Consider the following 13,963-nt stretch of genomic DNA (forward strand, 5'->3'; position numbering starts at 1 on the left):
AAGGAGGACCCATGTGCGGTCTTAGCGGCGAGATCAATTTCGACGGACGACCGGCCGATGCCGGCGCCGTTCAACGCATGACCGATGCGCTCTCGCCGCGTGGACCGGATGGCTCCGGCATTGTTATGCGCGGCTCTGTGGGGCTGGGTCACCGCCGTTTGAAGATCATCGACCTGAGTGAGAAAGCTCAGCAGCCGATGGTGGACCCTGACCTGGGCGTGACCCTGGCGTTCAACGGCTGCATCTACAACTATCCCGAACTGCGCGAAGAGCTGCAGGGGATGGGGTTCCGCTTCTTCTCGCACGGCGACACCGAGGTCATCATCAAGGCCTGGAAGGCGTGGGGCGAAGCCTGCGTCGAGCGATTCAAGGGCATGTTCGCCTTCGTGCTTCATGAGCGCGACACCGGCCGCACCGTGATCGCTCGCGACCGTTTCGGCATCAAGCCGCTGTATCTGGCCGAACAGGGCAAGCGTCTGCGGTTCGCCTCGACCCTGCCGGCCCTGCTGGCGGCGGGCGACGTGGACAAGACTATCGATCCCGTCGGCCTGCACCACTACATGACCTTCCACGCGGTCGTGCCGCCGCCGCACACGATCCTGAAGGGCGTCAAGAAGTTCCCGCCGGCCACCATCCGCGTGATCGAGGCGGATGGGAGGGCCAAGGACCGCCTCTACTGGCAGCCCGACATGACCCGCCATGCTCAGGACGCGGCCCTGACGGCCGAAGATTGGCGCGATCGGGTCCTGGACAGTCTGCGCGAAGCCGTGAAGCGCCGCATGGTCGCCGACGTGCCGGTAGGCGTGCTGCTGTCGGGTGGAGTGGACTCCAGCCTGATCGTCGGTCTGCTGGCCGAACTGGGTCAGAAGGACCTGATGACCTTCTCCGTCGGTTTCGAAGAGGCCAATGGCGAGAAGGGCGACGAGTTCGTCTATTCCGACCTGATCGCCAAACATTACGGGACCAAGCATCACCAGATCTTCGTGCCGCACAAGCGGCTGATGGAAGCCCTGCCGGGCACCGTCGGCGCCATGTCAGAGCCGATGGTCTCTTACGACAACGTCGGCTTCTACCTGCTGAGCCAGGAAGTCTCGAAACATATCAAGGTGGTGCAGTCCGGCCAGGGCGCCGACGAGGTGTTCGCCGGTTATCACTGGTATCCGCCGATGCTGGGCGCGACCGATCCGGTCGAAACCTATGCCAAGGCCTTCTTCGACCGCAGCCATGCCACGCTGAAGACCCAGCTGAACGGTGCCTATATGGCCGACACCGACGTCAGCCGCGCCCTGGTCGAGGCTCATTTCGCGCAAGGCCGCGCAGCGACGCCGGTCGACCAAGCCCTGCGTCTGGACAGCCAGGTGATGCTGGTCGACGACCCGGTGAAGCGGGTCGACAACATGACCATGGCCTGGGGTCTGGAGGCGCGCGTGCCCTTCCTGGATCACGAACTGGTCGAACTGGCGGGCCGCATCCCGCCCGAGCACAAGCTGGCGCAAGGCGGCAAGGGCGTGCTGAAAGAAGCGGCGCGTCTGGTGATCCCCTCCGAGGTCATTGATCGCAAGAAGGGCTATTTCCCCGTGCCCGCGCTGAAATACATCCAGGGTCCGTATCTGGAGATGGTGCGCGAGGCCCTGACCAATCAGGCGGCGCGCGATCGCGGCCTGTTCGACCGGGGCTATCTGGACACCCTGTTCGCCAATCCCACCGAGCACATCACACCCCTTCGCGGCTCCGAACTCTGGCAGGTCGCAGTGCTGGAAATTTGGATGCAGCAGCATGGCGTCTGATATCCGCCCCGAGCGATCAAAGGCGCATCGGCTGAAACGTCTGCGGCACGAGGGCCTGAAGCCCCCGGTTCAGTCCGGGGACGGACCGACCCCCGATGCCGTGCTGGATTGCGGCTGGGGCCGACTGCTGTTCGCCCAGACCTTCGAGACGGCCGAGCCGCTGGTCGAGGCCCTGCGCGCCGAAGGGCCGGACCGGCGCGACATCGCCTTCTATGTCCGCAATCCGCACGTCCTGCTGGCCTCGGCGCCGCAGGAGTTGTTCCTGGATCCGTCGCACACCTATCGGCTGGAACTGGCGACCTATCGCACCAGCCGACGTCAGCCCCGAGGCTTCACCGTGCGCCGTCTGACGTCGGAAGCGGATGCGCAGGCGGTCAACGACATCTACGCCAAGCGCAAAATGGTGCCGGTTCCGCCTGACTTCTTCTGGTCGCATCGGGACGACCGGACCCTGACCTATTTCGTCGCCGAGGATACGGTGACGGGGGCTGTGATCGGCACCGTGACGGGCGTCAACCACGCCCGCGCCTTTCAGGATCCGGAATGCGGCTCTTCGCTATGGTGCCTGGCGGTCGATCCACAGGCGACCCAGCCGGGCGTTGGCGAGGCCCTAGTTCGGCGTCTGGCGGAACATTTCAAGACCCAAGGCTTGGCGCACATGGACCTGTCGGTCATGCACGACAATAATCAAGCCATCGCCCTGTACGAAAAGCTGGGTTTCCGTCGCGTCTCCTTCTTTGGGGTCAAACGCAAGAACCCGATCAACGAGGCCCTGTTCGTCGGCCCGACCGACGATCATGACCTGAATCCCTATGCCCGCATCATCGTGGACGAGGCGCGTCGGCGCGGCATCCATACCGAGATCATCGACGGTGAGGGCGGGCTGTTTCGCCTGAACTGGGGCGGCCGGTCGGTCCGATGTCGCGAAAGTCTGTCGGAATTGACCTCGGCCGTCGCGCTCAGCATCTGCGACGACAAGCGGATGACGCGACGCATCGTCGAGGCGGCCGGCGTGCGCGTTCCCGAGAGAATCGATCCCGAAAACCCGTCGGCCATCGATGCGGCGCTGACCAAGTTCGGCGCCTTGGTCGTCAAACCGGCGCGTGGCGAGCAGGGGCAAGGCGTCGCAGTCGGCCTGACGACGATGAGCGAGGTCCAGACGGCTCTGGTCCGGGCGCGCCGCATCTGTTCCGAGGTTCTGGTCGAGGAACAGGTCCAGGGCGAGGACCTCCGGCTGGTAGTGATCGACTACAAGGTCGTCGCCTGCGCCCTGCGTCGTCCGCCGCGCGTCGTTGGTGACGGGCGCTCGACCTTGCGCGCCCTTGTCGAACACCAAAGTCGTCGTCGCGCCGCCGCCACCGGCGGGGAATCCACCATCCCGATCGACGCCGAGACGGAACGCACCCTGGCCGAGGCCGACTATCGCCTCGACGACGTGGCGCCGGATGGTGAGGAGATCCTGGTTCGCAAGGCCGCCAACCTGCATCTGGGCGGCACCATCCATGACGTGACGGAAGAGGTGCATCCCGCGCTGATCCGCGCCGCCGTCGCCGCCGCCCGCGCCATCGATATCCCGGTCACCGGCATCGACCTGATGGTGAAGTCGCCGCGTGAACCCGACTACGCCTTCATCGAAGCCAATGAGCGCCCCGGCCTGGCCAACCACGAACCTCAACCGACCGCCGAGCGTTTCGTGGATCTGCTCTTTCCACTGTCCACGCCGGCCGCTGCGCGGACATTTCCGCGATCCGATGCCTGAAGGAGGCCCCGTGGCCCGCCCCGCGATAGACCTCGACTACCTGAAGGCCCGCCTGGCCGACCTGCTGAACACGCCCAGCCCGACCGGCTATACGGACGAGGCCGTCTGGCTCTTGTGCCGAGAACTCCAGAGGCTGGGCCTCGACTATGAAATGACCCGCCGCGGCGCCCTTCGCGCCCGCCTGCCGGGCCGTACGCCAAAACCGGCGCGCGCCATCGTCGCCCACGTCGACACCCTGGGCGCCCAGGTCAAACAGGTTAAGGAGAACGGCCGGCTGGAACTGGTCGCGATCGGTCACTGGTCGTCACGTTTCGCCGAGGGTGCGCGGGCGACGATTTTCTCTGAGGGCGGTGCCTATCGCGGCACGATCCTGCCGTTGAAGGCGTCCGGCCATACCTTCAACGAAGAGGTGGACACCCAGCCGGTGAACTGGTCTCAGGTCGAACTGCGCATAGACGCCGTTACCCACGGCTGCGAAGACACCCTGGCCCTGGGCGTAGATGTCGGCGACATCGTCGCCATCGATCCGCAGCCCGAGTTCATCGATACTGGCTTCATCGTCTCACGCCATTTGGACGACAAGGCGGGCGTCGCTACCCTTTTGGCTGCGCTGGAATGCATGATCCGCGAAGATCGCACGCCGAAAGTCGATATCTGGTGGCTGTTCACGATCGCCGAGGAGGTCGGGCTGGGAGCCTCGTCGGTGCTGATTCCGGATGTCGCCGCCATGGTGACGGTCGACAATGGCACGACCGCACTTGGTCAGAACTCTTCGGAGTTCGGCGTCACCATAGCCATGGCCGACCAGACAGGCCCCTTCGATTGGCACCTGTCACGCAAACTGGTTCAACTGGCCCGCGACCACGAAATCCCGCACCAGAAGGACGTCTTCCGATACTATCGCTCGGACTCGGCCTCGGCCCTGGAAGCTGGCGCCGACATCCGGACGGCCTTGGTCACCTTCGGCATCGACGCCAGCCACGGCTATGAACGCATCCACGAAAGCGCGCTTGAAGACCTGTCGCGCCTGCTGATCGCCTATGCCGAAAGCGATGTCGAAATCAGCCGTGACGCCAAGTCTTTGAGCGGAGCAAAAGGCTTTACCCACCAACCTGTGGGTGACGAGGGGGATTAGCGCTTAGGGGATCGCATTCGCTTAGCCGCCTAAACTCAGCCAATGCACGTCAGACTGAGGTAGCCTTCGAAAGGTCCCCCTCTCTTGGCGCTGGGCCGCACACAGTCGACCCAGATCCAGACCGATTGAGGCATTGTCCAGTGATCAGCGGGGTGGTTACAGGAATCAACAGCACGTTTTTGTAGGAACCGATAACTCCAGTATTAAGTGGTCTCGACATAACCTTCCTGAGCGCATTTGGAGCTAGCTCACACAAATGCGCGCGCGGTCGTTGATCCAGCAGCCGTCGCTGAGGCGCACGGACCCCAGACGATCGCCGGCCTTATCGTCATCGGGATCGGCGTTCCAGGTGGCGTCGGCTGTGCCGTCGGCCATCAGGACGACGACAGCGAAATGCGAGTTCTTGGGCTTGCCCTCGGACCAGGCGTTCATCGTATAGCCGCCGTCGCCGAACGGATAGACGAGGCACGGCTCGTCGAGCAAAACCTTGCCGTCGACCGAGAGATAGCAGGACTTGCGCGACGCCGTCGGCGTCGCGGATGTCGACGGCGAGGGAGCGGGGCTTGCGCCGTTCTTGGCCGGTTCCGGGGGCGGTGCTGTCGGCTCTGGCGCGGACGGCGCGGGGGTCTGCGTCGTGTCAGCTGGCCCAGGCGCGGCGGCGTCCTGACCACAGGCGGCCGCGGCGGCCGACAGCATCACGGCGGCGATCAGGCTGAGCGATCGTGAAGGGGTTGATGTCACGCGAGCCTCCATCGTTGTCTCCCAGCGCCAACACGGGGGCGCATGGAAGCGTTCCCGGCCAGGTGTCGGCGATTGACGGCGCCCCTCCCCTTCGGCCGAGCCGTCGCCTATATCGCCAGCCTGTCCCGCTCCGGAGTTCCCCTGATGGCCTATGTCGCCCGCAACGATCGTCCCGCCGAAAAGGCGGCGCGCTATCTGGAGGTCGAGGCGGAAGTCCTGGCCGTGCTGGACGGCGAGCCGAATGTAACGGCACGGATGGCGACGGTGGCGTCGATGCTGGCGGATGCGTTCGAGCACTATTTCTGGACCGGCTTCTACGTCGTGGCGCCGGAAAAGGCGGATGAACTGGTGGTCGGGCCGTATCAGGGGACGCTGGGGTGCCTGCGCATCGCGTTCGGGCGCGGAGTGTGCGGCGCGGCGGCGGCGACGGGTCAAACGCAGTTGGTCGAGGACGTGCACGCCTTCCCTGGCCACATCGCCTGCGACAGCCGTTCGGCCAGCGAGATCGTGGTGCCCGTGCGCGACGCCTCAGGCGCTCTGATCGCAGTGTTCGACGTGGATGCGACGACGCCGGCCGCCTTCGATACGGACGATCAAGAGGCGCTGGAGCGGTTGATGGCGAAAGTGTTCGTCGACGCTTGATCGGGGCCGGTTGATCCGGCCGCAGCCGGCTCTATGGTCCCCGGCGACATGGAGGATCGGATGATGCAGCGGACAGTCGCAATCACGGGCGGACACGGCGTCCTGGGCCGGGCGGTGCTGGAGGCGGCGCTGAAAGCCGGCTGGCAGGTCGCGGTCATTGACCATGCCTCGGGCCATGCCGTGCCCGACGGGGTGCTGGAAGTCGGCGGGGTCGATCTGACGGACGCCGGCCAGGCGCAGAAGGCCGTCGACGCCGTGATCGCCCGGTTCGGGCGGCTGGACGCCCTGCTGAACATCGCCGGCGGCTTCGTCTGGCAGACGACCGACGATGCGGAACCGGCCTGGGACCGGATGCATGCGCTGAACATCACGACCGCCGTAAACACCAGCCGCGCGGCGCTGGATGCGCTGAAGGCCTCGCCCGAGGGTCGGATCGTCAATGTCGGCTCGGCCGCCGCGTTGAAGGCCGGGGCCGGCATGGGGGCCTATGGGGCGGCCAAGGCCGGGGTTCACGCCCTGACACAGGCGCTGGCGGAGGAGTTGAAGACGACAAAGGTGACGGTCAACGCCGTCCTGCCGTCGATTATCAACACGCCGGCGAACCGCAAGGACATGCCCGACGCCGATCCGGCGACCTGGGTCGCGCCGGCCGATCTGGCGGCGGTGATCCTGTTCCTGGCCTCGCCCGAGAGCCGGGCCATGACCGGCGCCCTGGTGCCTGTGACGGGCCGCGTCTGATGCGCAGCGACCGGGTCCGCAGCGTCCTTTATCTGCCCGCCTCCAATGCACGGGCGATCGAGAAGGCGCGGACGCTGAATTGCGATGTCGCCGTGCTGGACCTGGAAGACGCCGTGGCGCCCGAGGCCAAGGCTGCCGCCCGCGACGCCGCCGTCGCGGCGGTTCGCGGCGGCGGGTTCGGGCCGCGCCTGGGCGTGCGGATCAATGGGCTGGACACCGACTGGGGGTTGGACGATCTGGCGGCGATGAAGGCGGCGGGGGCCACGCTGGTCGTCGCACCCAAGGTGGAGACGCCCGAGGCCGTGCACGCCCTGTCCGCCGGCCTGGCCAAGGGTTGCGCCGTGTGGGCGATGATCGAGACGCCGCGCGCGCTGATGGCCCTGGCCGACATCGCCACGTCGGATGGGGCGCTGGACGGGCTGATGCTGGGGGTCAACGACCTCGCCAAGGCGTTGGGGACGGGGGCGTCGCCGGATCGCGAACCGTTCAAGCCGTGGCTGACGATGCTGGTCGCCGCCGCGCGGGCCAATGGCTTGCTGGCCATCGACGGGGTGTTCAACCGGATCGACGATGCCGAAGGCCTGGCGGCCGAGGCACTGCAGGGGCGACTGTACGGGTTCGACGGCAAGAGCCTGATCCACCCGTCGCAGATCGCGGCGGCCAACGCCGCCTTCTCGCCCTCCGAACCCGAGATCGCCGATGCGCGAGCGATCGTCGCCGCCTTCGATGCGCCAGACGCCGAGGGGCGGGGCGCGATCCGCGTGAACGGGGCGATGGTCGAGCGACTGCATCTGGAGCAGGCGAAGGCCTTGCTGGCGCGGGCGGATCGGGCCTAGTCGCGTCGATGCAACCGCCGTAAAGCTCGCGTCGAACCTCAGCGGACCCTCCTTGCCCCTACCCTCCGACACGCCTTCGAAAATCCCGGCCTGGGTCTGCGCGCCCGGCGTGCTGAAGGTCCCCTTCCTCGACGTGTTTCTGGCCGACTACGACCTGCGTCGCCTGCCGAGCGACGATGTGCAGGCGGTGCTGGGTTGGGGGATGAAGCCGACAGCGGCGGCGGGGCGACGGTGGGCCGAGAAGAACGGGCGGCCCTATGTCGCGCTGGAGGATGGGTTTTTGCGTTCGGTCGGCATCGGCGAGGCGGGCGCGACGAGCCTCAGCCTGATCGTCGATGACCTGGGCGTCTATTATGATGCGACGCGGGCCAGCCAGCTGGAGCAACTGATACAGACGGCGGACGACTGGTGCGACGCTGTCATGATCGCGCGGGCGCGCGGGCTGATCGACCGGATCGTGGCTTCGGGCGTGTCCAAGACCAATATGGGCGGGCCGCTGGATCCGAGCTTGCTGAAGCCCGGTCGGCGCGTGCTGATCGTGGACCAGACGTTTGGAGACGCCTCCATCGCCTATGGTCTGGCGACGGCCCAGAGCTTTGACGAGATGATCGCCGCCGCCCGCCGCGACGAGCCGGACGCCCAGCTGATCGTCAAACGCCATCCGGCGGTGGCGGCGGGCCGGAAGCGCGGCTGCGTGACGGACCTGACGGGCGTCACTCTGGTCGATACGGATGTACGGCCCGCCGATTTGCTGGCGGCGGTGGATGCGGTCTATTGCGTCACCTCGGCCCTGGGGTTCGAGGCCCTATTGCGCGGCCTGCCGGTGCGGTGTTTCGGTGCGCCCTTCTATTCCGGCTGGGGTCTGACGAACGATGCGGTCGAAACGGGGCGGCGCGGCGTCGCGCGGTCGATCGAACAGGTCGCCGCCGCCGCCCTGATCGCCTACAGCCGCTATGTCGATCCGGTGACGGGCGACAGGTGCGAGGCCGAACAGGCGCTGGAGCGGTTGATCGCGCTGCGCGACCGGGCCGACCGGCTGGCGGGGTCGTGGTCGGCGGTCGGGTTTGCGCCCGCCAAGCGGCCGCCGGTGCGCCGCCTGCTGAACTCGCCCAAGGCGTCGATGCGCTATTTCATGTCGCCCTCGCGCGCCGCCGCCCATGCCAAGACGACCGACGGCCGGCTGATCTGGTGGGCGGGCAAGGAGAGCGAGGCGACGCGCCAGGCGGCGGCTGCATTTGACGGCCCGACCGTGCGGATGGAAGACGGCTTTATCCGTTCGCGGGGGCTGGGTTCCGATTTCGTCGGCGCCCTGTCGGTCGCCCTGGACGATCAGGGCGTTTATTACGATCCGTCGCGGCCTTCGCGGCTGGAAACCCTGATCGAAACCTCGGACCTGTCGCCGGTTCAGCTGGCGCGGGCCGCCGCCCTGCGGACGCGCGTGGTCGATGCCGGCCTGTCGAAATACAATCTGCAGGGTCAGGCGCCGTCGGACTGGCCCGCCGATCGCGACATCCTGCTGGTGGTCGGTCAGGTCGAGAACGACAAGTCGATCCTGCTGGGCTGTGCGCCGGATCTGAACACCAACTCGGCCCTGGTGGAGGCGGCGAGGCGCGATCATCCGGACGCCTTTCTGGTCTATCGCAATCACCCCGACGTGCTGGCGGGCAACCGGCCCGGGCGACTGGACGCCGGGGCCATGGCCTCGGTCGATGCGGTGGGCGACGGGCTGGATATCATCGACTGTCTGGACGCCTGTCGCCGGGTGGCGACCCTGACCTCCCTGACCGGGTTCGAGGGCCTGATGCGGGGCAAGGCGGTGTCGGTCTATGGCCGGCCCTTCTATGCCGGATGGGGGCTGACCGACGACCGGCTGACGTTCGAGCGCCGCAGCCGCCGCGCCGGCGTCGATCACCTGGTCCACGCCGCCCTGATCGCCTATCCCCTCTATGTCACGCCCGAGGGCTGGCCCTGCGAGGCCGAGGATCTGGTGGACCGGCTGATCGCCGCGCGCGACCAGCCGACGCCCAAGGCGCCGCGCGGCCAGGTGCAGCGCTGGGCCGCCGGCATCATCGCCAGTCTCGACCGCAAGCCGCCGCCGTCCTATTGACGCGTTCTGATAGGAAACGGACTGTCCTCAAGCAGCAAGGTCCCGCGGGCCGAGCGATAGGAACACACTCCTCAAGCAGCGAGACGCCGCGCGTCGAGCCATAGGAACACCAAAGTGTCGAATGCAGTGATCGCCACCACCGGCCTCTTCACCCCCGAACAGTCGGTCTCGAACGCCGAACTGGTCGACAGTTACAACGCCTGGGCCGACGGCTGGAACGCGCGCCACGCCGCCCAGATCGAGGCCGGCGAGCTGGAGGCCAAGTCGCACTCCTCGCCCGAGTTCATCGAGAAGGCCTCGGGCATCAAGAGCCGATTCGTGCTGGACAAGGCCGGGATCATCGATCCCGAGCGGATGGCGCCGAACCTGGCCGAACGCTCCAATGACGAAATCTCGATCCTGGCCGAGATGGCGGTCAAGGCGGCGCGTCAGGCGATCGAGGCGTGGGGCAAGCCGGTCTCGGAAATCGGCGCTGTCCTGTGCGCCGCGTCGAACATGCAGCGCGCCTATCCGGCCATGGCCATCGAGGTTCAGCAGGCACTGGGCATCGAGGGCTTCGCCTTCGACATGAATGTGGCGTGCAGCTCGGCGACCTTCGGCATCAAGACGGCGGCGGACTTCATCGCCGGCGGCTCGGTCAAGGCGGTGCTGATGGTCAATCCGGAGGTTTGTTCGGCCCATCTGAACTTCACCGATCGCGACAGCCATTTCATCTTCGGCGATGTGGCGACGGCGGTGATCATGGAGTCGTCGGATACGGCGGGACCGGGCGGCTGGGACGTGCTGGGCACGCGGCTGAAGACAACCTTCTCCAACAATATCCGCAACAACTTCGGCTTCCTGAACCGCAATGCGCGCGACACCGCGCATCTGGACAGCCCCGAGGCGGACGACAGCGTGCAGAACGACAAGCTGTTCATCCAGCAGGGCCGCAAGGTCTTCCGCGACGTGGTGCCGATGGTGTCGGACATGATCGTGGATCACGCCGGCGAACTGGGCCTGGATCCGCACGAGCTAAAGCGGCTTTGGCTGCACCAGGCCAACATCAACATGAACACGATGATCGGCAAGAAGGTGCTGGGTCGCGAACCCTCGGCGGATGAGAACGTCATCATCCTGGACGAATACGCCAACACCTCTTCGGCCGGGTCGATCATCGCCTTCCACCTGCACAACGACGGGTTCGAGGCGGGCGAGACGGGGCTGATCTGCAGCTTCGGCGCCGGCTATTCCGCCGGGACGGTCTTCGTCAGGAAGCGAGCCGCCTGAAGCCCTAAAGCCGGGGCAGGAACAGGACGAAGTCCAGGCTCCACAGCCCCGGTCCATTGGCGATCAGCCAGATCAGGATGACCATCAGCAGGGTCTCGGGCAGGTCGAAATAGCTGGAGAGGCGATAGCCGAGGCTTGTCCCCTCCACCGACTTTGACGCGACCGTCACCAGGGCGACCAGGCTGATGATCAGCAGCACCAGGGCCGCCAGACTGGTGAACAGACCCATGATAAGCAGGGCGCCGAAGGCGAACTCGCACACAGAAACAAACTTCGCGGTCTGGCGCGGCGCGGCGATGCCGGCCTCGACCATCGTCTTGCTCATCTTCTCGGCCTGGGCCGGGGTGAACAGCTTGTAGAAGCCGGACAGGAAGAACATTCCCCCGACCACGACCCGCGCGATCAGGGGCGCGATGTCCATCAGGGCCGGAACGCCCAGGCCGAGGCCGCGATAGAGGTCGATCATGGGGCGAAGGCTCCGCTTGGAATGGCGAAGCCTTCAATGCCTTAAGGACGCGTCGGTTGCCCTGCCAAGGCGTGGGCTGGATGCGTCGCCTTCCATTCCATGGCGCGGCGGATGCGGTTCTCCACGCTGGGGTGATCGTAGAACAGGAACTCCTCGATCGCCGACGGCGACGGGGCGCGGTATTCGGCGGTCTTGATCAGGGCTTTGGACAGACCGTCCGGCGCATTGGCGTGAACCAGCGAAAAGTGGTCGGCGTCCTCCTCCATCGTGCGGGTCATGGTGGCGAAGACCGGGGTGCCCAGCACGCCCAGGAAGGCCAGCACCAGGGCCAGGACCGGCAGGCCCGCAGGGTCGGAGATGTCGCCCACGCGATCCGCCCTCAGCAGACGATGCGCCACCGGATACAGCCGGTCGGTCAGCCAGAAGGCCAGCACCGACAACAGGGCCAGAATGCCGACGGTCCAGAGAATGTGCGCCCGGACATAGTGGCCCATCTCGTGGCCGACCACGCCGCGCACCTCGGCCAGATCCGCGCCCTGTTTGAACATGGTGTCGCTCATCGCCACCCGCGCCGTACCGAACAGGCCCGAGACATTGGCGGTGTAGCGGTCGGACTGTTTGGAGCCGTTGTAGATGAAGATCTTGTCCGACGGCGTGCCCGTCTGTTTGGCCAGGGTCACGACGGCGTCGCGCACCGGCCCGTTCGGCGCGGGCGTATAGGTGTTGAAGATCGGCTCGATCACCAGGGGCGCGAGCACCAGGCCGATGACGATGAAGGCCGCCGTCACGCCGGCCGCCCAGGCCCACCAGAACCGACGCGCGCGCCGGATCAGGGCATAGATCGCCACCAGCAGCAGCGACGTCGCCACGACCGATATGGCTGCGCCGATCACAGCCTCGCCCAGCCAGCCGCCCAGGGCCTGGCTGGTCAGTCCATACTGTTTCTCTCGCCACCAGCCCTGATAGATCGCCCACGGCAGGGTCAGCGCCCAACTCATGGCCGAATAGACCAGGGCGACGACGAAACTGGCCAGGATCGGCCGACGACGGCGACGTTCGATCCGGCTGCGGATCGCGACCAGCAGGCCGGTGCGCACGATGATCCAGGCGACCAGGGCCGAGACCAGGAAGCTCCACAGGATCAGCCAATGCGAGCCGTGGGTATAGGCGATCGCGCGGGCCGTTTCCTGGGGCGACAAGGTCGCCAGCCATTGGGCCGTCGCGGCCGCCGGATCGAAATTCGTCATGGTTTTCTCCCTTGAGAGAACCAAACCGCGCGACCCGCGTTATGTCAGGTTAATTCGCATCCATGATGATTCTCGCCCGGCCACGCTTGAATCTTTCACGACTTTTTGTCACGCATTCTCTTGTCGAGAACAGGGGATGTCCCAGATGGCTCACAAGACGCCCAAGCAGGTCCTGGAAAGCTTGGCTCATGATATCGCCACCGTGTTGAAGAGCATGGGTGGCTCGGCTCATCAGAACATGGTGGTCGATTGCGTGGCGGCGATGAAGCGCCAGCGCGGCGAGGCGGTCAACCCGCCCGATCTTCGCCAAAAGATCATCGAGACCTTCGAATACTATCGCGACTGGTTCGTCCGCCCGTTCGGCGAAGGCTCTCAGCGTTGGGCTCTGGCCGGCGACTTCGGCTGATTTCGCTGTCCTGAACGAAAAAGGCGCGCTCCCTACGGAGCGCGCCTTCGTCGTTAGGACTGATCGATCAGATCAAAAGCGACGGATGTAGCTGACCGAATAGGCGTCGGCTTCACCACCGTTGTCGCGATAGTCGCGACGGGTCCAGTCGGCGCGCACGCCATTGACACCGTCCAGGTAGTAGTTGGCGCCAGCGCCGTAGTTCCAGCTGTCGCCGCCCACGTCGGTGTTGGCGCCCGGGAACTTCTGCTTCAGCTCGGTATGGCCGTAACCGCCGCGTGCGAACAGTTCCAGCTTGTCAGAGACCGGCACCTTGCCGACCACGTAGCCGGCGGCGTCCCACTCATGCTTGATCTCGCCATCGACGCCCGCGACGGTGAAGTCGTCATGCTTCACGCCGACCGAGGCTTCGGTTTCCACAGCGATGTAACGGTTGAGGTTGACGCCAAGACGACCGGTGACAGCGCCCGTCGTTGCATTGTCGCCTTCAAGATGAGTGTAGCCCAGCGAGCCGTAACCACGCGGCTCAGGATTGGTTTGAGCAAAGGTCGGAGCGGCGATTGCGGAAACGGCGACAGCGGCGAGAAGAATGTTACGCATTGTTTCTTATTAACTCCTAGATGTGATGACCGAGCCGATCATCAGCCCCATCCAGCGAGTGCTTAAATAGGTCAGCGCCTCATCTGTTCCAGAGGCACGAAAACACGACGAATGCCTGTGGACGCCGGGACACATACAACGTTCCGTCAAGATCGGCGACTTTGTGGCGCCGCAGCAAAAAGGGCGGCCTCGACCGAGACCGCCCTTCTTCGGGTCGTCTTGCTGAGAAG

13 protein-coding genes are annotated in these 13,963 nt (G+C 65.8%); 9 read left to right on the forward strand and 4 right to left on the reverse strand.

Going from position 1 to position 13,963, the window contains the following annotated elements; translation table 11 throughout:
- Positions 1–11 precede the first annotated feature (11 nt).
- Genes ASF81_RS05230 through ASF81_RS05240 form a run of 3 tightly spaced genes read left to right on the forward strand, consistent with a single transcriptional unit; the run spans position 12 to position 4,681 of the window.
- A complete protein-coding gene (locus tag ASF81_RS05230) occupies positions 12–1,787 on the forward strand; it encodes an N-acetylglutaminylglutamine amidotransferase (RefSeq protein WP_055805894.1) in 1,776 nt (591 codons plus the stop codon).
- Positions 1,777–3,546 carry an N-acetylglutaminylglutamine synthetase gene (ngg, locus tag ASF81_RS05235; RefSeq protein ID WP_055805897.1) on the forward strand — a complete coding sequence of 590 codons (1,770 nt, stop codon included), beginning with the start codon at positions 1,777–1,779 and terminating at the stop codon, positions 3,544–3,546. The genes ASF81_RS05230 and ngg overlap by 11 nt, the downstream gene beginning before the upstream one ends.
- Positions 3,547–3,556: 10 nt before the next feature.
- The gene (locus tag ASF81_RS05240) at positions 3,557–4,681 is read left to right on the forward strand and encodes an osmoprotectant NAGGN system M42 family peptidase (RefSeq protein WP_200932888.1); all 1,125 of its coding nucleotides are present in this window, start codon (positions 3,557–3,559) and stop codon (positions 4,679–4,681) included.
- Between the two features lie 243 nt (positions 4,682–4,924).
- Here the strand turns inward: ASF81_RS05240 and ASF81_RS05245 are convergent, their stop codons facing one another.
- Positions 4,925–5,422 carry a hypothetical protein gene (locus tag ASF81_RS05245; protein WP_156363159.1) on the reverse strand — a complete coding sequence of 166 codons (498 nt, stop codon included), beginning with the start codon at positions 5,420–5,422 and terminating at the stop codon, positions 4,925–4,927.
- Positions 5,423–5,566: 144 nt separating this feature from the next.
- Between ASF81_RS05245 and ASF81_RS05250 the strand changes: the two genes are divergently transcribed.
- The 5 genes from ASF81_RS05250 (at position 5,567) to ASF81_RS05270 (ending at position 11,014) form a co-directional block, all read left to right on the forward strand.
- Positions 5,567–6,064, forward strand: coding sequence for a GAF domain-containing protein (locus tag ASF81_RS05250; protein WP_055806891.1), 498 nt, complete (start codon positions 5,567–5,569; stop codon positions 6,062–6,064).
- Positions 6,065–6,124: 60 nt separating this feature from the next.
- Positions 6,125–6,802, forward strand: a complete 678-nt coding sequence (locus ASF81_RS05255) for an SDR family NAD(P)-dependent oxidoreductase (protein ID WP_055806895.1) — start codon at positions 6,125–6,127, stop codon at positions 6,800–6,802.
- On the forward strand, positions 6,802–7,638 hold the full coding sequence (locus tag ASF81_RS05260; RefSeq protein ID WP_055805906.1) for a CoA ester lyase: 837 nt from the start codon (positions 6,802–6,804) through the stop codon (positions 7,636–7,638). Before ASF81_RS05255 ends, ASF81_RS05260 begins: the two co-directional genes overlap by 1 nt.
- A 52-nt stretch (positions 7,639–7,690) precedes the next feature.
- On the forward strand, positions 7,691–9,745 hold the full coding sequence (locus tag ASF81_RS05265) for a capsular polysaccharide biosynthesis protein (protein ID WP_235559241.1): 2,055 nt from the start codon (positions 7,691–7,693) through the stop codon (positions 9,743–9,745).
- 114 nt (positions 9,746–9,859) lie between these two features.
- Positions 9,860–11,014, forward strand: a complete 1,155-nt coding sequence (locus ASF81_RS05270) for a beta-ketoacyl-ACP synthase III (RefSeq protein ID WP_055805913.1) — start codon at positions 9,860–9,862, stop codon at positions 11,012–11,014.
- A gap of 4 nt (positions 11,015–11,018) precedes the next feature.
- Here ASF81_RS05270 and ASF81_RS05275 read toward each other — a convergent pair whose 3' ends face one another.
- Positions 11,019–11,480 (reverse strand): DoxX family protein, encoded by a 462-nt coding sequence (locus ASF81_RS05275; protein ID WP_055805915.1) that lies wholly within the window; start codon positions 11,478–11,480, stop codon positions 11,019–11,021.
- A 41-nt stretch (positions 11,481–11,521) separates the two neighbouring features.
- A complete protein-coding gene (locus ASF81_RS05280) occupies positions 11,522–12,727 on the reverse strand; it encodes a M48 family metallopeptidase (RefSeq protein ID WP_055805917.1) in 1,206 nt (401 codons plus the stop codon).
- A gap of 136 nt (positions 12,728–12,863) precedes the next feature.
- On the opposite strand from ASF81_RS05280, the gene ASF81_RS05285 reads away from it, so the two are divergent.
- Complete coding sequence (locus ASF81_RS05285; RefSeq protein ID WP_017504786.1) at positions 12,864–13,133, forward strand: hypothetical protein; 270 nt, start codon at positions 12,864–12,866, stop codon at positions 13,131–13,133.
- Between the two features lie 72 nt (positions 13,134–13,205).
- Here ASF81_RS05285 and ASF81_RS05290 read toward each other — a convergent pair whose 3' ends face one another.
- Positions 13,206–13,733, reverse strand: a complete 528-nt coding sequence (locus ASF81_RS05290) for a porin family protein (protein WP_055805919.1) — start codon at positions 13,731–13,733, stop codon at positions 13,206–13,208.
- Between the last annotated feature and the right edge of the window lie 230 nt (positions 13,734–13,963).

It is taken from the genome of Brevundimonas sp. Leaf168 (assembly GCF_001423685.1).
GTDB classification, from domain to species: Bacteria; Pseudomonadota; Alphaproteobacteria; order Caulobacterales; family Caulobacteraceae; genus Brevundimonas; species Brevundimonas vesicularis_C.